Here is a 24,724-nt window from a genome sequence, read left to right as displayed (position 1 = left end):
AAGGGAGTTAATCCAGTTCTCTATACTTAACTCCAAGGTCGTTGAGCGAATCCTTTCTTCTTGAAAAAACATAAAGTAGAAATAATTTATTCTTTGAAATATAATGGGCCCACGGGGACTTGAACCCCGGACCACTGGGTCTCTCCGATTTCCAGATGTCGCTCATCCCCTTTCGGGTCTCTAGACCCAATGTTTTTCATCTGGAGCCCAGCACTCTACCTAGCTGAGCTATGGGCCCATTAGACGTCATCTAAATTACAATATCTGAGGAAGAGTAATAAAGTTTTTTCGCTCATCGTAGCATGTCAAGAACGTTTTGGTTTGAGTCCTTCAAACAATGTTACAATTGCTAGTCCATCTAATAAAAGGAGTTAGTAAGTTATGTACATGGCTAAAAAGGAGAAAACTTAAGTAGGGGTGTGGGCGCATCCCTCTATCTCGCGCTTTAGCTCATCTTAGGTGATTTCTGGGTTATCTAGTATTATTTGTTGAGCACAGCGCTCTACATTGCTCTTGTACACCCACCACTGGTCATACGCGTAACGATTAGTATAAGGTGGGGAACTCCCAGTAAGTTCCTTGACTGCTCTATCGTACATTTCCTTCAGCTCCTTTGCCCTTTGCTCAGCTTGAGAAATGCCTTCTTCAAGGGTAACTGCAGTCCACTCCACTACTAGCGCCGACGCTATTGCTATAAACGTAGGGAACGACATAGAGAGCTGGCTTACAGCCCATTTAAATTTACGTCACAAATAGGGAGACTTAGGTTAAAGAGATGCAGGATTTTCTCTGTCAAGGTGCTCAAGGTACGACAAAGACGGCTCCAGTATGACATTTACCCTTTTTGAAGGAAAAAGAAGGAAAGGTGAGCTTTACATGGAGACTCCTCAGACAGGGTCTTAACGTCCTACTTTACCAGCAGAATATAGGAGTCCCCTACAGCGCCGGAGCGAGGATTCGAACCTCGGACCGCCCGGTTAACAGCCGGGCGCTCTTCCAGCTGAGCTACTCCGGCGCCTATGACCATCTCCTTGAGATCCTAAAAAGTTTTCTCTGTTTCTTCAGATGAGGAGAACAACCAGCTTTCGATTATACGTTTGCATGTGGTTCTCTCGTTAAGAGCGAACTTCTATTTTCAGGAGAGGATCGCGAACTCGACAAGTTGAAGAGCGAGACAGAAAAGGTCCAAAGAAGTGATAGGGAAGAGGTGTTGAGGGAAAGATTATTCACTAGGCTTTACCGTGGGCTTCTTCATTTACAGAACTTTAGCATCTCACCTCACCAAGACTTTGTGGTCTTTGGCGTCTCCACGGTTTACTTGGGCTATCCTTACTTCATTCCTAGGATAAGGGTAACAAGTTCACTTCAAATTTGGTCTTATCGCAAGTTGGCGCTATAGCGAACAAGTTTTACGAATACGGCATAAAGACGTACCTAGTGATTGAGTACAATACCTCGCGTTTCTGCGCTTTCCATAACGTTAAGGTTGACAGAAATTCCAAGGGGTGTCGATAGCTGTCCTTTTGGCCGTAAACTTCACAGCGACGTCAACAGTGCGTTAAACATTATGAAAAAGGAAGATTGTCAACGCTTTGGCTCTTTCCTTTCTCTTCACATCACGGGGTATCTCCCTTAAAGGGGAGTAACGCCTTAGACCTATGCAGAACCCTCGCAGGGCGAGGAGGAGGTCAGATTTGCAAAGATGAGCAGGCCGTACGTGCTGAAAGCCCTGAAGGAACTAGAGCAAAAGGCCTACTGTGCCCTGAGAAGCCTGGGTGTACTTCTATCTGGGGCGTCATCCTATTAAGCAGAAAACTAATAGACCTCGTAGAGGGCAAGGGAAATTAGCGCCGTAGGCAACTTTGTATCGGTAAATATTACGTGTATAAGCTAGAGAACGTGGACGGTGAGGTAAAGGAAGCTTACGTAGGTCCCTTAATTGAGGTTGTCTAGACGTACATAACCTTGAAAAAAGCAACGGGAGTGTGGGGGTGTTCCCCATATGGGCCCGCTGGGATTTGAACCCAGGACCTCTGCCGTGTGAGGGCAGCGTCCTAACCAGGCTAGACTACGGGCCCAACGGTAATCTATATTGTATGGCTTTGCTTATAAAAGTTAGCCCGGTACCAGAATTATTATAGCGTAACCTCTCTCGAAGTCTCCTAGGTCTGGGTCTATATTTGTCGCAGCTATCCTACCCTCTGCCTTGGAGAGGTCTGCCAGCACTATCGTAAAGTCCGGGTACATTTTCTTCGCGAGTTCGTATGACTGTAGTGCGTCTTCGTAGTCGTCGGTTATGTAGAAAACGCCTGCCTTTTGGGAAATTGTTGGGCCAACGACTGACCTCATGAGCTAACTTACAGAAAGGCCGAATAAATCCATTGTTGTGCTTCATGTTTTCCACATTGTTAGCGGTTTTAGGGCTAGTAATATCGGATTTCACGCTTTTTATACGCACTCCCACTAGAGCTATTATTCTGAGATGTTAACCGTAAAAGTGATACATGGGCTTAACGGCGATATGAACCTAGTGTCCATGATTTACGAGCTAAGTAGGTCCTTTAAGGAAAAAATAGGCATAGACGAAGAGGTAGACCTCCTTTACGACCACCAGTACCCGACGCTGGAAGTGAACGGTAGGAGGGTCGTCTTTGACTTCCTCACTGAAGAAGAAGCACGAGCTAAGCTCTCGAAATTAATAAAGGGGGAAGTCGTCGACAGTAGGGGCGACTTCAGGTTCCTACTCACTAGCAACAACTCTTTTGCGGACGGAGTGTCAGTTTATTAGCTAACCGCCTACTTTAAATCAATGGACATCGTAATAGGCGGAGGTCTTTCTGGCCTTATCCTTGCTAGAGATAAGGGAGCTCTAATCCTAGAGAGACAGCCTTATCTAGGTGGACTCGTCCACATTGCGTTTCAGCAGTTTCACACCCCAACGATTCCTATCTTGGTTAGGGAAAAAGAGGTATTTGAAAGGGTCCTTAAGTCGCCCTCGTTTGAGGAATTCGTACCACAAGTTGTCGTAGAAAAAGAGGAACACCTTAAAGAGAAAGTGTGCGACGAGTGCACAGAACTGCCGTCTTGGCTTAACTTCGAGGGAAAGCTCTACTTGGTTAGGGACGTGACTTCCGAGCTAACTGCAAACGTCAGGGTCCTTTACGCTTACCCTACAGCGGTCGACGTCAACAAGAGGAAGGTGATAACAAATAAAGGGAGCGTGATTAAGTACGATACGCTCTACGTCACCGGTTCCAGGATAGAAATGGACAAGATGCTAGGGGTAAAAGAGCCACTCTCTTACGTCTCCCTATACGAGTTGATCCTGTTGTTACCACATAGGGAGACCGAGTGGAACGTCTACGTCAACGGCAACTCTGGGGTCTCTTTCTCTCACGTTATTAAGGTTGGACATGAGGACTTTGACGTGTATTACGTGTACGCCTTCTTTAAAAGGAACCAGAGGTACCCGGACAGCTACAGGGTGTTTGGGGATCTGAAGAGGCTAAGGATAGCGACTAAAGACCAGGTCCTCGGCTACAGAACCTTGGTCGTTAAGGAGGCGATCCTCTTTGGGGCTCCTGCACAGATGGACATCGAGGGGGTAAAGTTCTGCGGGAGGTTAGGGCTGTGGAGTAACCTCAGCGTAGAAGAGACAATAGAGCAAGCCCGTAAATGCTGAAGTCTTCAGAGGCCCTAAGGGCGTTCTCCGAGGCCGAAATCGGGTCTAGTCCCTCAAGCCTCTTAGTGAAGTAATACCCTAACAGGAAGTCGCCATTACCTACGTTTACGTTTCCTTGTACCGAGGGCACAAAGTCCCTTTTCCTCTCTTGGTAATACAGAGTAAAACCCTTGGAGCCGTGGGAGACTATAACTTCGCTGAAGCCAAGAGCGTACAAGTCATCTATTGACAACCCAGAGCTGTCAAGCTCTTCGTCGTTGGCGTGAAATACGTGAAAGTTCTTGTTCGGCGGTAATGACGCCTTGGTTAAGGTTACGGGCTTGTTCTCAACGCAGTCCCTAATTAGCCCTTGAACGTCAAGGGCTATCCTCTTATTTACGTCAAAATTGGGGTACACCTCTCTACATACCGGGTTAATCACTACTCCGTCGTAGTCGTTGAGGTCCTCTGGGTTAACCCTTATGGGTTGGACCTTCTTAACGAGCACAAGTTGCCTAGTATTTCCTTGAACTACTATCCTAAACCTTATGCTGTGCTCACGTACCTCTATTTTTCTCTCGACTATAAACTCCGGTACGCCGAACTTGAAATCCTTCCCTATTACGCTGAAGACCTCTGGCGTCCCTCCAGCCCTGTAAATTCCAAGGGAAGTGTAGAGCGCGGACCCGCCTAATCTTTCCTCTACCTTGTTACCCTCAACTATTTCGTCAACAGTAAATCCTCCAACTACAGCTACTCTAATCTTCTTCACCTTCTTCCTCCTCTTCTTCCTCCTCCGCTTCTGCCGGTCTCTTCTTCGTCCATAGGCTGTACTTGTGCGCCTTTATGTGCTTCACTAGATCGGCTTGGTGGAAAAAGTAGCTTCCGTGATCTGGAATACCGCCGTTTAGGCAAACGGGACTGCACATGGGGCACGCGTAGAGCCTGGTCACTTCGTCGTAGCAGACCTCGTATTTCTTTCCGTCGACGTCGATTTCAGTTTTTTTCCACTTCGGCGTCCATCTGTTACCCATTTTTACCTTAGTGACATTGATTGGTAAGCAATTCTTAAAATGTTATTCTGTCAATCCATAGTAAGATTTAAAAATTCATTTCCGATATTTGGAATTGGTCGAAAAATACTTGTCATCTTCCCCCTCCCTTCTTAACCTTCCTCTCAGCTTAAAAACCATGTACGATATAACTGAGTTCATAATTAGGGGAGTTCGATTAATAAAGCCCGAACAAGTAGAGAAGATGATAGACCTCCTGGAGGAATTCTACAAGACCCATAGGAATGGCAAAGTCCTCGTAATGGGGGCTGGAAGGAGTGGGCTCGTTGGTAGAGCGTTTGCGATGAGGCTTCTCCACTTGGGCTACAACGCCTACGTGTTGGGCGAGACCATTACACCTGCCATAGGGGAAAAGGACATAGCTATAGCCATATCGGGCTCTGGAAAAACTCGCCTTATACAGACCGCCGCTGAGGCAGCAAAGGAAGCCAAGGCCACGCTGGTCGCCATAACGAGCTACGCCGACAGCCCCATAGGCAGGATTGCAGACGTAGTAGTGGAGATCCCTGGGAGGACAAAGTACTCCAAGAACGAGGACTACTTCGCAAGGCAGATACTTGGCATAACAGAACCCCTAGCACCCTTGGGTACGTTATTTGAGGACACCACTCAGATATTCTTGGACGGCGTGGTCGCGGAACTCATGATAAGGTTAAAGAAGTCCGAGGAAGACTTGAGGCAGATCCACGCTAACATAGAGCTGTAACTTTCGCTCCGCCCACGCTCTTTTTTATTCCTTATCTTTATCAATGGAAGTAAATCAGGAGAAGTTGTCGTTCCTTGTAGTCATTGTCCTGCCCATAATTTTAGCCGTAGTCTATAAGGATCTGTTCTTCCTTTTGCTTTCCGCGATATCTTTAATTCTCCTTGTCAAAAGAGGACTCATAGACTTAGGCTCGCTTTGGTTTCTGGGGCAGTCTAGGCCGGCTCTAGCTGTTGAGGTAGACGAGGGACTAGTTATTAGCGGGAACGAGTACATAAGCGTCGTGGAGGTATACGACGTTCCGGTAAGCTACAGAGACGTCTCGGAACTAAGCCTCAAGAACCTCATCGTGTCGTTTTACAAGGTAGTGAACGTTGGCAAGCAAGTGGACATAATCTTTAGGAAAAAACATGTGGACATAGGAAAATATAAGGAAAAGCTCATTAATAAGGCTCAGAACTTGAGAGTGATTATTGAATCAGACCCCTCAAACGCTAGGGCTAGGAGTGAGTTAGAACTGGTAAACAACATCTTGGAAAGGCTTAACGAGGGCGAGATTCCTTTCAAATACGTCATCTTTGTCCTAGTGCGTTCGTCGAGCAAGGAAGAGGCGTTGCAGATTTCCAAGGTTATAATCAGAGGACTAGAAGGACTAGGCCTTAAGGCTAGACAGGCTAGTAGAGCTGATATACTAGACCTCCTGTTGCTCAGGGAGCTCAAGGGCGGTTCCACGGCGCTTTCATTGCAAGTCCCTTTTCTTACGCCCTTTTCAGTAGAGAAGCTACCAGAGCTGGAAGTGAGGTCGGAGGGAGTCTACTTAGGTAACGACATTGAGAGGAACATGCCCGTCTTCTGGAACATGGAAAAGGCTGAAAACCCTCACACGTTAGTCATAGGGCCCTCGGGTTCTGGAAAGACCGAGTTCCTCATTTCCATGGGCTCAAAAATAGCGTTGCAAGAATCTATTCCAGTACTGTTCTTTGACGTAAAGGGCGACATAAAGAGGAGATTAAAGGAGAGGAAGGTTCCATTCAAGTTGCTGAACCCTCTCCTGTATAGTATATCGATGTTGGAGCTAAACTCCGTACACTACACGCTAAGGGCAATACAGCTGGAGAGGATTATAACGAATTCGTTTTCTTTGGACAGGGTATACAGTTCAATAATCTTTCACCTCCTTAACTCCATATTTGAGGAATACGCCTCGGGAAAAATGCAGAAGTTGAGCTGGGACCTGGTGGAGGAAAGGGCCAAAGACCAGTTCGACGAAGTCACCTTCCTCGTCTTGTCAAAGGTCATCGAAATGGTTAAGGTGGCGGATCACGAAGGTCCCCCGTTGCTTAATCAGATCTCGCAGGGAGTTAACGTAATAGACCTAAGCCTTATTAAGTCAGAGGTCTTGAGGAGATTAATAATACTCTCTGTGCTACAGGATTTCTACAACAAGTATTCCTCCACTGTTGACGAGGGACTTAGGGCCGTTTTAGTGGTAGACGAAGCCTGGACCATATTAAGGAACGAGAGGGAGGAGTATCCAATTGTGTCGGACATTGTAAAGAGGGGAAGAGGCTTCGGAATATCGCTACTTATGGCAACGCAGAACGTGGAGGACCTTGGGGATCTGGTGAACGTCTACTTAGACAACGTGGGACTGCTTGTGGTGATGAATAACGGGGACAAGAAGTTCTGGAACGATACTGTGAAGAGGTTCGCTAGTATAACCGACCAAGATGTTGAGCTTAGGCTCTCCTACATGGGAAGGGGGGAAGCGCTAGTTAGGTTCTTGGGAGACCCCAGGCCATTGATCGTTAAATTACACGTGCTAACTGCTGGCCCTGTCTAGTATTACTTGGATCGCCGTCTTGATCTTGTTTAGGGTAAGGTCTTCCTTTACGTTACTGATGGCTATTTCCTTAATGGCATCGTTGTCGAACACTATGTTATAATCTATCTTGTCAGTAGCCTTGGAGTCATCCAGGATCTTACTGAGGGCGTTGAGATAAGCCCTGTGCAACGACAACTTTTTCCTCATTACTATCTTAGCTATTGGCGGAGTAAAGTAGACCTCAGCGACGATTTCCCCCCTCCTGTTCTTTATAGAGTCTATGCTCCCCTTGTTACCTCTGACCGGAGCGTAACCGGACTCCACTAGGCTCAGTAAGTACTCGTAGTACTCCAACTCCTTTTTAAGTGACGTTATCTTGCTCTCTAGAAACTTCTTAAGCTCGTCGGTGTTGGTTTCCATCATTAAAATGTAGTTGAATTCATTATTATTTATAAGTTGAGTTTTGACTTTGTTGATTAAATGATAAGAGTAGCAGTTGTCGGAGGTTCCGGTTACACGGGGCTCGAGCTCCTAAGAATACTCGCAGTCCACAGGGAAGTCGAAGTTACGATGGTAACATCGAGGGAGTACGCAGGCAAGCCCATCTCCTTAGTACACCCTAACTTAAGGGGAATCTACAACATGAACTTCAGCGACTTTTCGCTCGACAAGATAGGGGACAAGGCGGACACGGTGTTCCTAGCATTACCTCACACTATATCGCTGAATTACGTACCTAAGCTACTTGAAATGGGGTTGCAAGTGGTAGACCTCAGCGCAGACTTCAGGCTAAAGAACCCGGAGTTATACAAGGTCTGGTACGACATAGAGCACCCATATCCAGATCTCCTCAAAAAGGCGGTTTACGGCCTGCCTGAACTTCATTATGAGGAGCTCAAGGGCGCAAAGCTAATAGCGTCTCCTGGATGTAACGCCACAGCTACGATACTTGCCCTAGCCCCGATAGTGGCCTCCGGTATCACGAGCGATCTTAGGTTCATTAGCGACGTGAAGGTCTCAAGTAGTGAGGGAGGAGCTAAGCCACACGAAGGTTCGCACCACCCAGAGAGGGAGAACGCGATTAGACCTTACGAGGCTACGGGGCACAGACATGCAGCGGAGGCCGAACAGGAGCTTAGTAGGTTAGCTGGAAAAGAAGTTAAGGTCAGCATAATCCCCCATGCAGTGAGCAGTGTAAGAGGTGCTTTAGCTTCAGCTCACGTTTGGACGAACACTCCCTTAAAGGAGATGGACGTGTGGAAGAGAGTAGCCGAGTTCTACCGCGGTAGGAGGTTCATAAGAATAATAAGGGGAAACGTTCATCCGTACCCAGACCCGAAGTACGTAATAGGTAGCAACTTTGCCGACGTAGGTTTCGCTGTTGAGAGCAGAATCAACAGACTGACTATGTTTGCCGCAATCGACAACCTCATGAAGGGCGCTGCTGGACAAGCAGTGCAGAGCTTTAACATCTCCAACGGTCTAAGCGAGGACGAGGGACTAAGACTACCTCCACTGAGGCCTGCATAATGATAGTCGTAAAAGCAGGTGGAAGGGTAATAAGGGACAACTTTGAGCAGTTAGTTAGCAGTCTGAGCAAGTTTAACGAAAAGGTCGTATTCGTCCACGGGGGCGGGGACATAGTATCCGAGTACTCCAAGAGGATTGGAGTAGAGCCAGTATTTGTGACCTCCCCTGAGGGAATAAGAAGCAGGTACACGAGCAAGGAGGAACTGGAAGTCTTTATCATGGTAATGAACTTAATTAATAAAAGAATAGTTACAGGCTTAGTCAGCAAGGGGAAGAAGGCTATAGGGATTACAGGGGCGGACGGACCTTCAGTTATGGCCCAGAGGAAGAAGAAAATAGTCATCATAGACGAGAGGGGAAGGAAAAGGATCATTGAAGGGGGTTACACGGGCAAAATTACTTCAGTTAACTCAGACTACATAGTCTCCCTCTTCTCAAGTGTGGACAGCGTAGTTGTAGCGCCGTTAGCTGTCGATTTAGAGGAGAACACTCTCCTAAACGTTGATGGAGATCAAATGGCCTTTAGTATAGCAAAGACGGTCAAGGCCGAGGCCCTAGTTTTCTTGACCGACGTAGAGGGTGTGCTATTTGAAGGCAAGGTGGTTCCCAAGATGAGTGTAACAGAGGCAAAGGAGATGTCGAAAAATGTTGGGGCAGGTATGAACAGGAAACTACTCATGGCAGCTGAGGCTGTGGAGTCAGGAGTAGGCAAGGTTATAATATCTTCTGGAAAAATAGAAGACGCAATAAACAACGCGTTAAAAGGAAACGGAACGGTGATAGTTTGAGTTCCAAGGTAGACGACAAGGACCTAAAGATATTGGAGTTTCTAAAGAAAAACGCTAGGACACCTTATACTATCATAGCAAAGGAACTTAAAATAAGCGAGGCTGCGGTTAGGAAAAGAATAGAGAAGTTGATAAGGCAGGACGTCATCAAGAGGTTTACCATAGAATACGAGCTGGAGAACGAAGTGAAGGCAATTGTGATGGTCAAGTCTACTCCGCAGATTCCCACCCCTGAGATATCCAAGAAGATAGTTAAGATCTCGGGCGTGGAAACTGTTTACGAGACCACTGGGGACTACGACATCATAGTCATAGTGAGGGGAATAAACATAGCCTCAATCAATAAAACGATAGATGAGATTAGGAGCATTCAGGGTGTGATAGGTACTAACAGTACTATAATACTTCGTACGTGGTTTTAAGTTCGAACTACTTATTTTCATATAAGCTTTTGAACACTTTACTTGTATATTTGATACTTGACCCAATATGGTATCCTTAAAATGCCCCATTTGTGGAGGAACAGTAAACGTCCCAGACGACGCTTTGCCAGGGGAAATAGTAGAGCACGAATGTGGAGCCCAACTTGAGGTATATAACGACAAAGGTAGGTTAGCCCTTAGGTTAGCGGAGCAAGTAGGTGAGGACTGGGGAGAGTGATTTTAGGCATAGCGTACGACCTAGCCAGGTGGGAGGAGAAGAATCTCTTCCACGAGGCCCAGAGGCTAGGTCATAAGGTAGTGCCTTTATTTTCCAAGGATTTTTACGTCCTTTTCTCAGAGGACAACGATCTTCCGAGTATGGACGTGGTTATTCAGAGGAATACCTCCCACAGTAGGGCGTTTTCCACGTCGGCGATCTTGGAGAGCCTGAATTACAAAGTCGTCAACGACTCCTCCACGTTAATGCGGTGCGAAAACAAGCTTGTTACGACGTCCATCCTAGCTAGACACGGCATCCCTGTGCCCAAGACTGGCATAGCCTTCTCTAGGGAACACGCGTTTGAGATAGCTAACAAGCTGGGGTACCCAGTGGTAGTGAAACCAGTGGAAGGTAGTTGGGGCAGGATGGTAGCTAAGGCAGACAACGAGGACTCGCTGAGGAGCCTTTTCGAGTACCAGGAGTACACTACGATGCCCTACAAGTACGTTTACTACGTCCAGGAGTTCGTGGAGAAGCCGGACAGGGACATAAGGATATTCGTCGTGGGGGACGAGGCGCCCGTAGGAATATACAGGGTTAACTCAAGGAACTGGAGGACTAACACAGCGCTTGGAGCAACTGCAGAACCGTTGAAGATAGACGAAGAACTAAGGGAGTTAGCGTTAAAGGTTAAGGAAGTCATGGGGGGGTTCTTCTTGGGCATAGACGTCTTCGAGGACAAAGACAGGGGCTATTTGGTGGGTGAAGTAAATGGAGTTCCAGAATATAAAAACACAGTTAGGGTAAACAATTTTAACCTATCGGAATACTTGATCAGAAAGCTCGAGGAGTGGATTAGGAAATGAAAATGATAAAGTTCTACTCCAGCAGGAACCTCAGGATAGTGAAGGGAGAAGGACAATATGTGTGGGACGACAAGGGTAACAAGTACCTCGACCTCCACGCAGGTCACGGCGTGGCCTTCCTCGGTCACAACAATAAGACAGTAGTAGAGTACCTAGAGAGGCAGATGTCTCAGATAATGACCTTAACCACGGCATTTGACACTCCAATAAGGGAGGAGATGCTAAGGGAGTTACACAAGGTTAAGGCTGGCAACTTGGATAACGTGTTCCTCCTGAACAGCGGGACAGAAGCGGTGGAGTTAGCGCTAAAGACGGCTAGGAAAATTACTGGAAGGAAGAAGGTTATGGCTTTCAAGAACTCCTTCCACGGGAGGACTTTTGGCTCCTTAGCAGTAACGTGGAACAAAAAGTACAGGGAGCCCTTTGAGCCCCTCCCTGGTCCCGTGGAGTTCCTTGAGTTTAACAACGTTGAGGAACTAAAGAAGATTGATGAAAGTACTGGGGCTGTCATAGTGGAGCCAGTACAAGGAGAAGGCGGTGTAATCCCGGCAACAGAGGAATTTATGAAGGAACTAAGAAGGGTAACCCAGGAGAAGGGTGTGCTCTTGATAGTAGACGAGGTACAAGCGGGTTTCGGAAGGACTGGAAAGGTGTGGGCTCATCAACACTTCGGCATAACTCCGGACATAATGACCGCGGGTAAGGCAATAGGCGGCGGGTTCCCTGTAAGCGCTACCTTTATGCCGGACTGGATAGCGGAGAAGCTAGAAGAAGGCGACCACGGAACTACCTATGGCGGTAACCCAATGGCTGCCGCGGCTGTCACGGCCTCAGTTAAAGTACTCCTAGAGAACAACGTACCCCAGCAGGCGTGGGAAAAGGGCCAGATGTTCATGAGGATGCTTAGGGAGTCGCTGTCCGAGTTTAAGTCTGTAAGAGAGGTCAGGGGACTAGGGTTAATGATAGGGGTAGACCTAAGGCTAAATCCAGGAAAAGCAATAAAGGTGATGCAGGACAACGGGGTTCTCTCCATAAAAGCTGGAGTAACAACTATAAGGTTCTTAGCACCATTTATGATCAACAGGGAGGATATGGAGTGGGCTTTAAATGCACTTAGAAAAGGAATCGCTGAAACAGAGGGCAAAATCTCTTCTTCTTGAGATTCTCTCAATTTATACTCCTTCTGGCGAGGAAGGGAAAGCAAGGAGCTTTTTTGAAAAGGTCTCCAGGGATCTAAACCTCCCCCTCAAGGTGACCACTACTAACTCCTATTTGTTAGGGGAGGGCAATGAGGTGCTTTTGGCGTCCCACGTGGATACTGTACCGGGATACATGGAGCCAAGTGCAGAAGGAGAGGCGGTGTACGGTAGGGGGGCCGTTGACGACAAGGGCCCACTGGTGACCATGCTTTTAGCCACGTGGCTGGCAAACGAGCAAGGGAGAAAAGTGACTTTTGCTGCCCTCTCAGACGAGGAAAACAAGAGCGCAGGCGCGAGGGAACTAGTGAAGAGCGGGATGAAGTTCGAGCACGTGATAGTGGGGGAGCCAAGTAATACGAAGAACGTGGTAGTGGAGTACAGGGGAGTAGCACACTTAGACGTTGTGTGTAAAGGGGAGGCACAACACTCTTCCTCGTCTACTAAGAACCTCATTCTAGAGGTAGCTGACAAAGTAAAGGTGATAAGCACTCTACCCTCTAGCTACGACAAGCCCTCAATAGTACCCACCATAATAAGGGCAGGGGACAGGGCGAACGTCACACCCTCAGAACTATACCTGCACTTTGATGTGAGGTATCCATACGGTTACTCCCTGGACTCGATTGTAGAGAAAATAAGAGGCGAATTTACCAACTGCGAGGTTGAGGTAACCGAACACGTGGAGCCCGTAAGGGTCTCCCCTAGCACCCCAGCTGTCAAGGCGGTGATGAGAGGCCTCCTAAAGCAGGGTCTAAAGCCCTCCCTCGTAAGAAAGGGGGGAACAAGCGACATGAACATACTAAAGGCGATTACGGAGAGCATAGTGAATTACGGCCCTGGCGATTCGAGGTTAGAACACACTGATTTTGAGAAAATAACTCTCGATGAAATATATATAGGGATTCAAACTTATCTAAACGCAATAGAAGAACTATGCTCAAGGCAATTCTGAAGCCAGTTTACGCCGTATATGAGAGGTATCTCTGGAGCCAAATAAAGAACGGGCCCATCCCTTCTCACGTCGCCATTATCCCTGACGGTAACAGGAGGTGGGCGAGGCAGAACAACTCCTCCATCTCCGACGCCTATATGCTGGGCTATAGAAAACTAAGGGAGGTCTTAATATGGCTTCTAGAGCTAGGGGTAAAGAACGTGACTGTGTTCGCCCTCTCCACTGAGAACTGCGAGAGGAGATCGCAAGTGGAGCTTAACGCGATACTCAGCTACATAAAGAAGGGTATAGAGGATTTACTTACAGAGTACTTCGTCCCTAAGTACAAGGTTAGGGTAAGGGCAATAGGTAAATTAGAGAAGCTCCCCAACGACCTAAGATCCTTAGTTTCAGAAATTGTGGAAAAGTCTTCCGTTTACAGCGAGAGGAGGCTAACCCTCGCTATATGTTACGGGGGGAGGCAGGAGATCTTGGACGCCGTACAGAAGCTATTGAGGGATTACAAGAGCGGTTTGATAAGCGTCGGCGAACTAAACGAAGAGCTGTTCAAGAAGTACTTTTACGATAGCGAGTTGGAAGACATAGATCTGGTGATCAGGACTTCTGGGGAAATGAGGATAAGCAACTTTCTCCTCTGGCACATGGCCTATTCCGAGCTCTTCTTCTGCGAGGCCTATTGGCCGGAGTTCAGAAAGATAGACCTCTGGAGGGCAATAAGGTCCTACCAGAGAAGAAAGAGGAATTTCGGAGCTTAATCTTATTTACCCATTTTCTTATTTACCATGGATAAGTAATGGGAGTTTACCAAGGTAACGACATTAGGAAAATCTCTGGGGGGCTTAAGGGAGTCCACAGGAAGAGGAGAAAGCACGAAATGGGTAGTCCCCCCACTGAGACTAAGCTGTCTGACAAGGAAGAGAGGGAAATAATTAGGGGGTTTGGTGGTAACCTAAAGGTGAAGCTTAAGTACGCGACTTATGCTAACGTGGTAGATCCCAACGCTAAAACGGCAAAGAAGGTTAAGGTTTTAGCTGTTTTGGAAACTCCTGCCAATAAGGAATACGCGAGAAGGGGAATTATAGTTAAGGGATCTAAGATAAGGACAGAGCTGGGCGTAGCTGTTGTAACTTCAAGGCCAGGGCAAGACGGAGTAGTGAACGCCCTGCTGATACAGCAATGACGAACAGGGATTACAAAGGGAAAAAGGTATCTATATGGTTAGCTTATTTCGTGGCCAGCAGCAGGAGCAAGGGAAGAAGGTATAATAAGAAGGTAAAGGTTAACGTCACCGATATAATTAACGCTTCAAGAGCGCTCGGTCTAAACCCTGAGTACGTAGAAAAGGTTCACCCGGCTAGCAAGATCAAAGGAGTTGTCATTGTGGACAAGCTAGGAAGTAAGCGTCAGACAATTAAGAAGATCATGGAGTATATTCAGTCACAACCTAAAAAGTGAGTTTAGTGTAAAGAGAGAAGTTTTCTTATTTCTAATTCCCCTTTAACTTCTGGTCTAGGGAGATTATGCGAAGGGAAAATCTGCCAACCTTATCTGATAAGTCTTTAGACGACTAAGGGGAGGTTTAGGTTCGCGTCAGTAATGACTACAGCTCCATGGAAAACGGAGTCCTCAAGTCTCTTCTCTACTCCCGTTTACTTTATATATTAAATGTGGTCATAATGAAATCGTGGGCCCGTAGCTTAGCCAGGTAGAGCGACGGGCTCTTAACCTAAGGGATAGGGGGGCACCCGTAGGTCCCGGGTTCGAATCCCGGCGGGCCCGCCACCTTTATCCTAGTTTTCTGGAGCACATAGCCGACAAGTAGTTGGACTGTTTTGATGATAAAGGGAGTTTGTATTATTTGCGCTTAATAAGTGCAAATGGTATAGATCATGTGATGGCTATAGCGTAAGGACTGGCGTTCTGCAAAACTCGTCTCCCAGCAATCTTAGTACTTCGTTAGATGCTTTACCCTTTTGAAAGCTTAGGGCGATAGTTAAACTATTTATCTGACGGTCTAATTTCTACTTCGATGACCGCGATAGTCACAGGAGGAGCTGGATACATTGGGGGCCATATGGTAGACGCGTTAGTCTCTAAAGGGGAAGATGTGTTGGTTCTGGACGACTTCTCGTATGGCTCTTATGTTAATCCCAAGTCAAGGGTAATAAAGGTAGACCTTAGAAGGGAGTACCCTGAAATCGAGAAGGACTCCACTATCTACCACTTTGCTGCTAACCCAGACGTAAGGACATCCATGTTTGATGTAAGGGAGCACTTTGAGAGGGACGTATTAGTGACCTTAAACGTTATGGAAATGGCTAGGCAATACGACGCTAAAAAGGTGATCTTCGCTTCTTCCTCCACGGTCTACGGAGAGACGTTGAGGATTCCAACCCCTGAGGACTTTGATGGCACGCCCATCTCCAATTACGGCCTCTTTAAGCTAATGGGAGAGGAAATCGTAGAGTACCACGCCATTAATTACGGCATCCAAGGGATAACGTTAAGGCTCGCAAACATAACTGGTGGAAGGATGTCACACGGCGTAGTAGTGGACTTCGTTAGAAAGCTGATGAAGAACCCCCAAGAGCTCGAGATCCTCGGCAATGGAAAGCAAAAGAAAAGCTACCTTTACATCTCGGACCTGATTAACGCCATATTTACTTTGGAAAAGTTCGTAAAGGACAAGTACGAAACGTTTAACGTGGGTAACGAGGACTGGATCACGGTTGAGGAAATAGCCAGAATAGTGGAAAAGGAGATGGGGCTTAGGCCAAAGCACGTATACGTGGATGGAGGTGAGGGAAGGGGGTGGAAGGGAGACGTGAGGTTTATGTTGTTGGACATCTCTAAATTAAGGGGATTTGGCTGGTCCCCCATGTATTCCTCAGAAGAGGCCATTAGGCTGGCCACGAGGGATGTACTAAATGGCATTAAGGGTTAGACTCCTAGGGATTGCGTTAATGCTCCTATCCGTATTCCTCATTATTTTATCCTTTGAGATAATCTTCTTAGGCTTAAGCATAAGGTTTGCTGGAGTAAATATTTCCCCCTTTGTGCTCAAAATAATAAATTTCTCTATCATTTTAATTTTCCTTATTTTTCTGGCATATGTAGGATATATTATGGCATTTCAGACAAAGGAGTGAAGAAAAATTTTTCTTATATAACGCGAAAAGCTCATATATGACCGAGAAGAAAGCAGAGAAAAACAAGGTGGCAATAGACAAAAGGGCTGTAATCTACGCGGCCATATTCTCCGTAGCCTCCTATGCGGTCGCTGCGGCCATGGCTCTGGGTTTTGGTGCCTATACTGTAGGCGTGTTTGGCGTCTTTCTTGATCCAATAGTGACGTTGACAATACCCTTGATTATAATATCTGTCGGGATCCAAGCGATAAACAGGAAATACGGCATTCTCCTCATTTCCCTGATCAGCGCCGTGCTCTATTTAATACTCCCATTCCTTTCAGTAACTTTCCTCGTGGTGGGGCCCATTGTGGAGCTAGTATCGTGGGGTGTAGGTTACAGGGGCTTCAAGGCAGTTATGGTTAACACTACATTAGCCGGTGGGCTTATAGGCTTCTTGAGCGTCATTTTCGGCTTTCTGTTTTTAGGGGTACCGCATATAATAGACTTGGGTAAGTACCTGCTACTCTTCGGAGCGATCTACTTCGTTGAGAGCGGTATAATGGGAATAGCATCTTATTACATTGGTTCTTACCTAGTTAGGTCCGGGGTTCTGCGTTGAAGTCTAGTTTTTTCTACTCCCTTTTGTTCCTCGGCCTAATAGTAGTTTCCTCGCTTTACTACCCTCTAGTCCCCTTCCTTGTCACATCCGCCCTTGTGCGCAGGAAGCTCGTTATCTTGATAGATCTAGCTATTGCCTCCATCTCGTTCTTAATACTAGACGTGACCTCTAGAGAGTACCTCTACGTATTCACGCTGAGGGCTTTGGTTTACATTAACTTGTTCATAGTCCTAAGCGACATCGTAGATAAGTCGACTATTCTGGACCTGTTTGGTGAGAAAGGGGTGCTAATAGTAGTGGCCCTTTCCTATTATCCATACTTCTACGATCTTGCAATGCAAGTGCTCTTTAACATAAGAGCAAGGAACGAAAAGTTCAACCCAGTCAAGATCTCTAGGCCTATTATTGTGGAAATGCTTAAAGTGGCAGAAAACCTATATGTGGCCTACACTGTCAAGCTCTTCGGAAAGTACTCCGGAAAGGTAAACCTGTTTCCCTCGCGTTATGACGTGATCGTATTAATTATGGGGGTAGCATCGCTGTGCTCGTCATTAGTCCTACACTTATATCTGGGACAATAGAGGTAGGGGACAAGGAAAGGGTGGGCTTACTTGGCAAAAACGGTGCTGGAAAGACTACCATCATTAGGTCTGTGCTATGTGACGGGACGTCTAGGATCTCAGTGGACGGAGAGGATTTCTGCTCAACTAGGGACTACTCAAAACTCTCGGCCGTCCTCCAAGAGCCCTACTCGCAGGTATTGGCTGAGACGTTTAAGGAAGAACTAAGGCTAATAAGTAAGTTCCATGCGGTGGACGCAAACTTAGCTAAAAGGCTAATGGGCGAGTACATGGACAAGAAGTTTCTCCAACTATCTGACGGTTACAAGAAGAGGTACGCCATAGCCAGCGTCCTAATTTCTAAGCCGAAGTACATCCTATTGGATGAGCCGTTTGCAAACTTAGACAGGGAAGCAGTCTCAATGGTAAAGGAAATCTTGCCATTAGGCTCCTTGATAGCGGAGCACAGGACAAAGGAGATAAGGGACCTCGTAAACAGGGTGTACTTAATTGACGAGGGAAAGGTGGCAGAGATATCTAGGGAAAAGCTGTACGACGAGACCTTTTTGAGGTCTAAAGGCCTAAGGGGCTTCAAGCTGACGAGAGAGAGGGATGCCACGCTCGGAGAGGTTGTCCTAGAATTCCAGGCTAAGGGGATAACGCTAAAGCTAAGGGAAAGGGAAGTTCTCTGCCTAGTGGGAAAAAACGGCGTTGGCAAAACTACTACCTTAAAGGGCCTAGTGGGGAAGGCGTTCGTCATATTCCAGAACCCAGACCTACAGTTCTTCCACGCCACGGTAAGGGAGGAAGTGAAGGAGGATGAGGCATTGGAACTCTTTTGCTTAAAAGATAAGGCGGAAAAAAGCCCCTACGCTCTGAGCTATGGGGAGAAAATGAGGGTCTTAATAGCTTCCGCGTTTTCCTCTGGAAGCAAAGTGATCGCACTGGACGAGCCGAGCACTGGGATGGACGGGGAGTCACTAATCTCTTTTCAGAGGATGATAGACTTACTAGTTCAAGAAAGCAGGTCTGTTATAATAGCCACTCACGACGAGGACATAATCGGCTTGTGCGATACTGTAGTAAACTTGGAAAAAAAGTAGAGATATGGCGGGCCCGCCGGGATTCGAACCCGGGACCTACGGGTTTCTTCCGTGTGAGGTTAAAAGCCCGCCGCTCTACCTAGCTGAGCTACGGGCCCACAAATTGATAGAGGAGTGCGCTATTTTAAAATTTAAGTTTTAGGTCGAGGATCAAAACGTCTAAAGCGTTAGGGAGAGCGAAGTGCTCTCAAACCTCCAACGTGAGACCTTTTGTCACGGTAGTCCTAGCTAAATCGCTTGAGTCACGTAGTTGCTTTTATTTAGACGCCCTAATTAATCCATTTTGATGACACGGTCTTGATAGGGGAAATAGTGTTCCAAGCGATGAACTACATCGGGATAGTAGCCTTCGCCTTTTCCGGGGTGATAAAGGCCATGGAAAAGGAACTGGACCTATTGGGGGCTCTAGTTCTAGGCTTTGTGACGTCTTTGGCAGGTGGAATACTTGTAGACGTCCTGTTGGGCATCTACCCACCAGTTAACTTGGTTTACTTGCCTTATCCCCTGACAGCAATAGCATCTACTTTTATTGCAATAGTAGTCAGGAAACAGTTCGATAAGATAACTAGGCCACTGCTTTACTTTGACGCAATAGGCCTTGGCGCGTTCACGGCGTCAGGGGCACAGCTGGCTTTCTCCCACGGGCTAAACTTCTTGGGCGTGGCCATACTAGCTTCCATTACTGCAACTGGAGGAGGCGTAATAAGGGACGTGTTGGTGTCGGAGATTCCCCTAGTTCTAAAAAGGGACTTCTACGCAACGCCTACCATTATTGGCGGTTTTCTATTCTACGCCCTCTCGTCCTTAGGGTACGAGCCAGTATCGCTGTCTTCCACGTTCTTGTTTGTCCTAGTACTTAGGCTAGTGGCAATAAGGAGGAGCTGGAGGTTGCCCAAGGTCGCGTAAAGAACTAGCCTTAAACAGTATGTGTGACTTAGAAACGGGTAACTAGTGACGGCCTACTAGGTCTTAAGTACCGAACACGCTATGGACTTAGAAAGCTCCTGTTTTCTCAAGTTTTCACGAGCTTTTAAAAGATTTTTATAATATTACCCCATAAAGTTCATCATGGGTTATAGAGATCGGCTTTACCATCTGTACAGCAGGAGGAACTTCTTCTTTAGGTACTCCTTCCTTCTTAGTAGGAGGTTTGTGCTGAAGAGGGCTAGGAAGAAGAAGTCCTAAGAGTTATTCAAGTTAGCTTAGAAGGGGAAAACTAAGGCAGTTAGAGCAATACGCCTTTTATTTTCAATCCAGGAAGAAAGACTTTATGGACGCGAGATTAAGGAACTTAGCTAAAGACTTGTTAGGGGACTACGAGAAGAAGGGCTCTACTGTTCAAGGGGTGGGGAAGTTCATAGCGATGGGCCTAGATGACCCTTTTCACGTGACCACCGTTAGCGGTTTTGCCATCTACAGTATTGGAAAACTCATGGAGAGGAGGACAAACTACGGGATCAGGATGGCCAGGATGGACGTTCAGGAGATCAAGAGGCAATTGCGTGAAGCCCTATTGGACATACACTCCCTTAGGCTCTAATGGTTAATGGTGTAACTGAGAGCGTTGAAGTAGCTCTCAGGGTCTCCTACGTTTAGCCATTTTTCCTCTTTTAGGAGTACTCCGTAAACTTCTCCTCCAGCGTTTATCAGCTCTTGTATGCCGTATGTCAACTCCAACTCTTTTCCCTCCTCTACCTTTACCTTTTTTAGGGCGTCGAAGATCCTCGGCGAGAAGATGTAAACAGCGGATATAGCTATGTTAGACCTAGGTCTTTCTGGCTTCTCCTCTGCCCTCAAGACTTTGAATAGCTTGTGTCCCATGTACTCCCCCCTTTCCTGAACCTCCACAATACCGTATCTCTTGGGGTTTCCGACCTCCCTCAAGAGGAGTACAGCCTCTGGCCTTATTTCCTCGAAGAGGCTTCTCGCCTCCCTGTATCCTCCAGTGAGCACTCCGTCGTCTGCGTGGACAAAAAACGGCTCTTCAGAAGCGAAGTCCTTCGCCCTGCTTACAGCGTCCCCAAACCCCCTAGGCTCTTCTTGGAAGACGAAGGTGACGTTCCTCCCAAATAAGTAGTCTAGGAGTAACTTACCGTGCTTGCCCACCACAATGCAGAACTTCTCTACTCCCTCAGCCTCCAGGGATTCCATGATGAGGTCTATTATGGGTCTCATTACTAGCTTACTGTCTTCTCTCCTTATCAAAGGCAATAGCGCCTTGGGGAGGACAGAGGTTATGTACTTCATTCTACTGCCCTTACCCGCTGCCGTTATCACCGCCTTTCGTATCATTTCTTCCCACTTTTACAAACATCCTATTTAAGGATTTCAAGTTTTCAACTAAGAAGAACAGGGAGACTACCACGTATGTGTCAACTACTGGGGCGAAGTCTGTTACGTAGAAGCTGAAGAGGGTGTGGTTCCCCAATGCATAAACCGTGAGAAAGCCGAGCCACTCTGTCCAAGCCCACATAGTCATCGTTATTAGTCTGGCGTCCCTAAAGAGGAACGCAATTGGGGTTGTGGCAAGCCACAGTAACATTATTGCCGGGTTGACGTTTGCGTAGAAGTTGTAACCCATGTAGAACGGATGAACGTTGAGGAACCAGTCCCAGGGAGTGGAGATCTGAGAAGTGGCGGTCAGCGATATGTGGCCGTTTTTCGCGTCCCAGCCCAACATGAAGAGCACGCTGTTGTGGATCCATCCGTCTACTCCGCCAAAGTAGAGTATTATGGGCGTGGAGGCTAAGGCGTAGACGAAGATCGGGATCCCTATGGAGTAGAGCGCACGCACCTTCACGCTTTTTGTCAGTTCTCCCAAATAAAAGAGGAAAGGCAAAACAAGGAAAAACGCAGGCTCCTTAGAGGCAAAGGCAAGGCCCAGTGCGACGGAAGCCCAAAATATCCTTTTTGTCAGCAAAAGGTAAAGGGAGAGGAATCCGAAAAAGGAAACGTAAATGTCTAGGAGGGCTATGCCGTGCATTAGCCAAAGCATAGGGTCTAGGGCAATGATCGCAGAGGATACGACGGCGGCAACATTTCCAACAATCCCTTTACCCATAATTCTCCTCGTCAAGAGGAAAGCAGTGACGATTATCAAGTCCCCCATCATCCAGCTAGGGATCCTCCAAGATAGGGGAGAATAGCCCATTACCAAGATGAAGACGGCCATAAAGTACTTGCCCAAGGGCGGGTGTTCCGGGTTTATGTAAGTCTGTATGTTAGCCTCATTAGGGTAAGGGAAATACATGGGTGGGGTGACGTGGAAAATCAGCTTAAGGATGTTATAGGCTGCAGTTGGATACCATACCTCATCTCCTATGTAGTGGTCGGCGTTTTGGTTAAAGGCTGGATCGAAAGTCGTTACCGTTGCATAGGTGTAGATTAAGAGGATCGCCACAAGTATAGCGTAAAATACGTAGTTGTAGGCAATATTCTTCATAACCAGAACTTTTGCCATCAAATAAAAATATCTTATCCCATAACCTTCAGAGCTTCCTCGACGCTCTTCCTCTCGTGAACTATCATGGAGATTGCCCTTGCCATTTTAGCTGGGTCTTGAGATTGCCAAAGGTTCCTGCCCACAGTGACGCCTTTTGCACCGCTGACTATGGCGTCGTTGAGCATGGCTAGGAACTCAGCGTTGGAGTTGGTCTTTGGCCCACCTCTTATTAGAATGGGCGCGAACGCCACGTCCACAACTTCCCTGAAGTCTTTGCCCGTGTAGTCTACCTTCAGTATGTCGGCCCCTATTTCTGAGGCAAGCCTAGTTACGTACTTCACTAGGTTCGTGTCCTTTACTGAATCAGGGTTCTCTGGGGACACGAAGAGCGGTTCAATTATGAACGGGATGCCGTAGTCGTTAGCCTCCCTCCTCATCAACGAAAGCTGTTCCACGTTGTATCCTTCCACTTGGTCCGTGCCATAACCTACTACAAGGTAAGTAACTACGGCATCTGCCCCTGCCTCAACCGCGTCCCTAACTGAGTACACTGCAGAATAGTACCCCGTGTCGTACTTTTTCTCCTTTCTCCACACGTTTGCCGTGTCGAGCCTGGCGATTAGAATTGGGGACGACCTGGAGTAGAAGTTCTCCTCCACAACTCTTAACATAGCCGGCGTCATCTGGAGTGCGTCTGGGATGTTGGAGAGCTTCCTCACGATCTCCATAGGCCTCTCTATACCCTTTAACGGACCCATGACAAGCCCGTGGTCTAAAGCCACTACAAACGCGTTTCCCCTCTCGAAAAGCCTCTTTACCCTTATATCTAAACCCGACATGTGTTACATTTTAAGGCTTTCTATAAATTTTTGATTCTCATGATTGCGCGTTTTGCCAGCTCTTTGACATACGGGTTCAAGGTCCAATTAATCGCTAAGTAAATGGAGCCTGCGGCCAGAGAAATTAGGAGCGTATCCTTAATCTCCTCTAATGTCCTAAGTTTCGGCACTCCGTGAATCGAGAACCACATTAGGAAGAGCGAGGAGACTACTGCCGTAGCTAGAAGGGGTATTACGGTCTCCTTAACGGGGAAGTCAAAGTTGTAGAGCTTTTTAGCCGTCAAAAACGAAGTAATTACCATCCCTAGGGAGTTCACAAGCAAGCCCACAGAAATTACTGTCGCCACTATGGGGTATCCATAGCCAGGACTAAGACTGCTTTTACTAAGGAAGTATATAATCCCACTAGATAGGGCTACACCAATAGCCGAGATTAGTACGTTGCTTCTGATTAGCCTAGCAGTAGGCCCCCTTAGCTCCTCGGTGTTTTCCACGTTTAAGGTGACGTCGGCCATGTATATTGCCCTGTAAAATATGCCGTAGATTGACCTCACGAAATTGGAGACAGATAGGATGATTAGTGAGGTAAAAGCCGAAATGTAGTCAGACCTCAGGATATATAGTAGGGGAAGCCCGTCTACCATTGCTAAAAGGAGAAATAGGGAGCCTGCGGCAAAAAACAGCTTTAACGCCGTCTCGAGGACTTTAGGGTCTTTGCTCTCTGCCAACTTCAAGAAAAGCCCATCTGAGGCCGAGGAAGACCAGATTACTATGTTGCTGATTATCAGCGCCGACTCGAAATAGGACACTGGATCATAGGACCGCAACAAGTAGACAGATATCCATACCATACTCGCCTCTATAACGCCCTGGATATATGACGTTATGAATACCACAGACTTTCTAATGGACGCTATCGCGACCTTGAGATCTACGCTAAAATCCGCCTTCGTGAACTTTACGTACGTAAGGATTTGGGATAAGTAGCCCAGCGAATAAGCTAATATTACAGCAAGGATTGAAAGATTGAACTCATAGATGAAAACTACCGCAGCGATAAGTCTGACCAACTGGAAAGCCGCGTTACCAATTGCACTCACTCTTGGTGACCTACCTAAGGAAACTGCTTTGGCTATGTCAAGGACGTAGTATAGGAACAAGAGAATCCCAGCGTCGTAAAAGTAGACCTCGTACTCAGAACCTCCGAAGCCGGAGATGAAGGGGACAATCATGAAGTAAACGGAAAGGACAATAGCTCCCGCCAGAGCGTTAATTACTATTATCCCGCCTATCTTTTTCCCCTCTGCCGCGTACCTACTCGCGATGGTCGACAGCACGTCGGCTGGAACCAAAAAGTACCCCGTAATCAGCACGTATATGGACTGCCAAGCACCAAAGGTCTCGATAGAGACTGAAGACAAGTACTTCGCTATCAACAGCGAGAAGACAAAGGCCAGGGGCGATATCAAGAGTCTCAGTAAGAGGTTGAACAACCCTATTCTCACAATCCCGGCAGATCTCCCTTGCTGGGCTTTCATGGTCACTCACAGAAGAGGTATTTCCTTATTCTATCCACCGTGTCTTCCTCATTCACATCTACGTTTAACGAAATGGACTTCATAGACGTTTGTCTAACTCTGGGTAGCCCCAGACACTCGTCCGATTGTAAGATATTCACCAATAAGTTGTTAAAACTTACCTTCTTGTTGTCTGCAACTTTTTTCAGTATCTCGTACCACTCTTTAGGAATAGTAATTTTTACCATTCGAAAGCATGAAAGTAGGCTAAGGT

Annotated in this window: 32 protein-coding genes and 5 tRNA genes; 23 read left to right on the top strand and 14 right to left on the bottom strand. The window is 47.0% G+C overall.

The genetic code is table 11. From position 1 onward, the window contains the following. Positions 1-104: 104 nt before the first annotated feature. The 3 genes from MPF33_03350 to MPF33_03340 form a co-directional block, all read right to left on the bottom strand. Positions 105-238: transfer RNA gene (locus MPF33_03350), tRNA-Trp, on the bottom strand. 217 nt (positions 239-455) lie between these two features. Further along, positions 456-713, bottom strand: a complete 258-nt coding sequence (locus MPF33_03345) for a hypothetical protein (GenBank protein ID MCI2414278.1) — start codon at positions 711-713, stop codon at positions 456-458. Positions 714-942: 229 nt separating this feature from the next. Next, a tRNA-Asn gene (locus MPF33_03340) sits at positions 943-1,015 on the bottom strand. A 195-nt stretch (positions 1,016-1,210) separates the two neighbouring features. On the opposite strand from MPF33_03340, the gene MPF33_03335 reads away from it, so the two are divergent. Together MPF33_03335 and MPF33_03330 are read left to right on the top strand one after the other, a co-directional pair. After that, positions 1,211-1,399, top strand: coding sequence for a hypothetical protein (locus MPF33_03335; GenBank protein MCI2414277.1), 189 nt, complete (start codon positions 1,211-1,213; stop codon positions 1,397-1,399). Continuing rightward, positions 1,372-1,515 carry a hypothetical protein gene (locus MPF33_03330; protein ID MCI2414276.1) on the top strand — a complete coding sequence of 48 codons (144 nt, stop codon included), beginning with the start codon at positions 1,372-1,374 and terminating at the stop codon, positions 1,513-1,515. The genes MPF33_03335 and MPF33_03330 overlap by 28 nt, the downstream gene beginning before the upstream one ends. Before the next feature lie 488 nt (positions 1,516-2,003). Here the strand turns inward: MPF33_03330 and MPF33_03325 are convergent. Then, positions 2,004-2,078 (bottom strand) — tRNA-Val (locus tag MPF33_03325). A gap of 37 nt (positions 2,079-2,115) precedes the next feature. Continuing rightward, positions 2,116-2,349, bottom strand: a complete 234-nt coding sequence (locus MPF33_03320; GenBank protein ID MCI2414275.1) for a hypothetical protein — start codon at positions 2,347-2,349, stop codon at positions 2,116-2,118. Positions 2,350-2,482: 133 nt separating this feature from the next. Here MPF33_03320 and MPF33_03315 point away from each other — a divergent pair, with 133 nt between their 5' ends. Together MPF33_03315 and MPF33_03310 are read left to right on the top strand one after the other, a co-directional pair. Next, the gene (locus tag MPF33_03315; GenBank protein MCI2414274.1) at positions 2,483-2,788 is read left to right on the top strand and encodes a hypothetical protein; all 306 of its coding nucleotides are present in this window, start codon (positions 2,483-2,485) and stop codon (positions 2,786-2,788) included. A gap of 21 nt (positions 2,789-2,809) precedes the next feature. Next, entirely contained in the window at positions 2,810-3,682 is an 873-nt protein-coding gene (locus tag MPF33_03310; protein ID MCI2414273.1) for a hypothetical protein, read from the top strand. Here MPF33_03310 and MPF33_03305 read toward each other — a convergent pair. After that, positions 3,642-4,433 carry a hypothetical protein gene (locus tag MPF33_03305; GenBank protein MCI2414272.1) on the bottom strand — a complete coding sequence of 264 codons (792 nt, stop codon included), beginning with the start codon at positions 4,431-4,433 and terminating at the stop codon, positions 3,642-3,644. The genes MPF33_03310 and MPF33_03305 overlap by 41 nt on opposite strands. Then, positions 4,420-4,695: a hypothetical protein gene (locus MPF33_03300; GenBank protein MCI2414271.1), complete on the bottom strand. Its 276-nt coding sequence runs from the start codon at positions 4,693-4,695 to the stop codon at positions 4,420-4,422. The genes MPF33_03305 and MPF33_03300 overlap by 14 nt, the downstream gene beginning before the upstream one ends. A 157-nt stretch (positions 4,696-4,852) precedes the next feature. Here MPF33_03300 and hxlB point away from each other — a divergent pair, with 157 nt between their 5' ends. Together hxlB and MPF33_03290 are read left to right on the top strand one after the other, a co-directional pair. After that, positions 4,853-5,440: a 6-phospho-3-hexuloisomerase gene (gene hxlB, locus MPF33_03295; GenBank protein ID MCI2414270.1), complete on the top strand. Its 588-nt coding sequence runs from the start codon at positions 4,853-4,855 to the stop codon at positions 5,438-5,440. Positions 5,441-5,483: 43 nt separating this feature from the next. Next, positions 5,484-7,280: a DUF87 domain-containing protein gene (locus MPF33_03290; GenBank protein ID MCI2414269.1), complete on the top strand. Its 1,797-nt coding sequence runs from the start codon at positions 5,484-5,486 to the stop codon at positions 7,278-7,280. On the opposite strand, the gene MPF33_03285 is transcribed toward MPF33_03290, so the two are convergent. After that, positions 7,260-7,682, bottom strand: coding sequence for a hypothetical protein (locus MPF33_03285; protein ID MCI2414268.1), 423 nt, complete (start codon positions 7,680-7,682; stop codon positions 7,260-7,262). The genes MPF33_03290 and MPF33_03285 overlap by 21 nt on opposite strands. Positions 7,683-7,742: 60 nt before the next feature. Here MPF33_03285 and argC point away from each other — a divergent pair, with 60 nt between their 5' ends. The 15 genes from argC to MPF33_03210 all read left to right on the top strand — a co-directional run bounded on the left by argC (position 7,743) and on the right by MPF33_03210 (position 18,652). Continuing rightward, positions 7,743-8,792, top strand: a complete 1,050-nt coding sequence (argC, locus tag MPF33_03280; GenBank protein ID MCI2414267.1) for an N-acetyl-gamma-glutamyl-phosphate reductase — start codon at positions 7,743-7,745, stop codon at positions 8,790-8,792. Then, the gene (locus MPF33_03275; protein ID MCI2414266.1) at positions 8,792-9,580 is read left to right on the top strand and encodes a [LysW]-aminoadipate/[LysW]-glutamate kinase; all 789 of its coding nucleotides are present in this window, start codon (positions 8,792-8,794) and stop codon (positions 9,578-9,580) included. The genes argC and MPF33_03275 overlap by 1 nt, the downstream gene beginning before the upstream one ends. After that, complete coding sequence (locus MPF33_03270; GenBank protein MCI2414265.1) at positions 9,577-10,002, top strand: Lrp/AsnC family transcriptional regulator; 426 nt, start codon at positions 9,577-9,579, stop codon at positions 10,000-10,002. Before MPF33_03275 ends, MPF33_03270 begins: the two co-directional genes overlap by 4 nt. A gap of 67 nt (positions 10,003-10,069) precedes the next feature. Then, the gene (locus MPF33_03265) at positions 10,070-10,240 is read left to right on the top strand and encodes a sulfonate ABC transporter (protein ID MCI2414264.1); all 171 of its coding nucleotides are present in this window, start codon (positions 10,070-10,072) and stop codon (positions 10,238-10,240) included. After that, complete coding sequence (gene lysX / locus MPF33_03260) at positions 10,237-11,088, top strand: lysine biosynthesis protein LysX (protein MCI2414263.1); 852 nt, start codon at positions 10,237-10,239, stop codon at positions 11,086-11,088. The genes MPF33_03265 and lysX overlap by 4 nt, the downstream gene beginning before the upstream one ends. Further along, positions 11,085-12,248 carry an aspartate aminotransferase family protein gene (locus MPF33_03255; GenBank protein ID MCI2414262.1) on the top strand — a complete coding sequence of 388 codons (1,164 nt, stop codon included), beginning with the start codon at positions 11,085-11,087 and terminating at the stop codon, positions 12,246-12,248. Before lysX ends, MPF33_03255 begins: the two co-directional genes overlap by 4 nt. Next, the gene (locus tag MPF33_03250; protein MCI2414261.1) at positions 12,196-13,239 is read left to right on the top strand and encodes an N-acetyl-lysine deacetylase; all 1,044 of its coding nucleotides are present in this window, start codon (positions 12,196-12,198) and stop codon (positions 13,237-13,239) included. The genes MPF33_03255 and MPF33_03250 overlap by 53 nt, the downstream gene beginning before the upstream one ends. After that, positions 13,221-13,994, top strand: coding sequence for a polyprenyl diphosphate synthase (gene uppS, locus MPF33_03245; protein ID MCI2414260.1), 774 nt, complete (start codon positions 13,221-13,223; stop codon positions 13,992-13,994). Before MPF33_03250 ends, uppS begins: the two co-directional genes overlap by 19 nt. Before the next feature lie 38 nt (positions 13,995-14,032). Further along, positions 14,033-14,419 carry a 30S ribosomal protein S8e gene (locus tag MPF33_03240; GenBank protein ID MCI2414259.1) on the top strand — a complete coding sequence of 129 codons (387 nt, stop codon included), beginning with the start codon at positions 14,033-14,035 and terminating at the stop codon, positions 14,417-14,419. Next, positions 14,416-14,694, top strand: a complete 279-nt coding sequence (locus tag MPF33_03235) for a hypothetical protein (protein MCI2414258.1) — start codon at positions 14,416-14,418, stop codon at positions 14,692-14,694. The genes MPF33_03240 and MPF33_03235 overlap by 4 nt, the downstream gene beginning before the upstream one ends. A 231-nt stretch (positions 14,695-14,925) precedes the next feature. Further along, positions 14,926-15,021, top strand: a tRNA-Lys gene (locus MPF33_03230). 247 nt (positions 15,022-15,268) lie between these two features. After that, on the top strand, positions 15,269-16,183 hold the full coding sequence (locus tag MPF33_03225; protein MCI2414257.1) for an NAD-dependent epimerase/dehydratase family protein: 915 nt from the start codon (positions 15,269-15,271) through the stop codon (positions 16,181-16,183). A gap of 242 nt (positions 16,184-16,425) precedes the next feature. After that, complete coding sequence (locus MPF33_03220; GenBank protein ID MCI2414256.1) at positions 16,426-16,989, top strand: hypothetical protein; 564 nt, start codon at positions 16,426-16,428, stop codon at positions 16,987-16,989. Next, the gene (locus MPF33_03215) at positions 16,986-17,570 is read left to right on the top strand and encodes a hypothetical protein (protein MCI2414255.1); all 585 of its coding nucleotides are present in this window, start codon (positions 16,986-16,988) and stop codon (positions 17,568-17,570) included. The genes MPF33_03220 and MPF33_03215 overlap by 4 nt, the downstream gene beginning before the upstream one ends. Next, positions 17,531-18,652, top strand: a complete 1,122-nt coding sequence (locus MPF33_03210) for an ATP-binding cassette domain-containing protein (protein ID MCI2414254.1) — start codon at positions 17,531-17,533, stop codon at positions 18,650-18,652. The genes MPF33_03215 and MPF33_03210 overlap by 40 nt, the downstream gene beginning before the upstream one ends. A gap of 5 nt (positions 18,653-18,657) precedes the next feature. Here MPF33_03210 and MPF33_03205 read toward each other — a convergent pair. Then, positions 18,658-18,750: transfer RNA gene (locus tag MPF33_03205), tRNA-Lys, on the bottom strand. A gap of 199 nt (positions 18,751-18,949) precedes the next feature. Here MPF33_03205 and MPF33_03200 point away from each other — a divergent pair. Both MPF33_03200 and MPF33_03195 read left to right on the top strand, forming a co-directional pair. Continuing rightward, positions 18,950-19,558, top strand: a complete 609-nt coding sequence (locus MPF33_03200; protein MCI2414253.1) for a trimeric intracellular cation channel family protein — start codon at positions 18,950-18,952, stop codon at positions 19,556-19,558. 364 nt (positions 19,559-19,922) lie between these two features. Next, positions 19,923-20,192, top strand: a complete 270-nt coding sequence (locus MPF33_03195) for a hypothetical protein (protein MCI2414252.1) — start codon at positions 19,923-19,925, stop codon at positions 20,190-20,192. Here MPF33_03195 and MPF33_03190 read toward each other — a convergent pair. The 5 genes from MPF33_03190 to MPF33_03170 are packed head-to-tail and all read right to left on the bottom strand — an operon-like array spanning position 20,189 to position 24,698. Further along, the gene (locus MPF33_03190; GenBank protein MCI2414251.1) at positions 20,189-20,944 is read right to left on the bottom strand and encodes an NTP transferase domain-containing protein; all 756 of its coding nucleotides are present in this window, start codon (positions 20,942-20,944) and stop codon (positions 20,189-20,191) included. The genes MPF33_03195 and MPF33_03190 overlap by 4 nt on opposite strands. Then, entirely contained in the window at positions 20,910-22,094 is a 1,185-nt protein-coding gene (locus tag MPF33_03185) for a glycosyltransferase family 39 protein (GenBank protein ID MCI2414250.1), read from the bottom strand. The genes MPF33_03190 and MPF33_03185 overlap by 35 nt, the downstream gene beginning before the upstream one ends. 32 nt (positions 22,095-22,126) lie before the next feature. Continuing rightward, on the bottom strand, positions 22,127-22,933 hold the full coding sequence (locus MPF33_03180) for an aldolase (protein ID MCI2414249.1): 807 nt from the start codon (positions 22,931-22,933) through the stop codon (positions 22,127-22,129). 20 nt (positions 22,934-22,953) lie between these two features. After that, complete coding sequence (locus tag MPF33_03175) at positions 22,954-24,471, bottom strand: teichoic acid transporter (GenBank protein ID MCI2414248.1); 1,518 nt, start codon at positions 24,469-24,471, stop codon at positions 22,954-22,956. Positions 24,472-24,473: 2 nt separating this feature from the next. Next, complete coding sequence (locus MPF33_03170; protein MCI2414247.1) at positions 24,474-24,698, bottom strand: hypothetical protein; 225 nt, start codon at positions 24,696-24,698, stop codon at positions 24,474-24,476. Between the last annotated feature and the right edge of the window lie 26 nt (positions 24,699-24,724).

It is taken from the genome of Candidatus Aramenus sp. CH1, assembly GCA_022678445.1.
In the GTDB taxonomy this organism is placed as follows: Archaea; Thermoproteota; Thermoprotei_A; order Sulfolobales; family Sulfolobaceae; genus Aramenus.
Note: the sequence above shows the minus strand (reverse complement) of the source record. Positions and strands in the feature narration are given on the sequence as shown.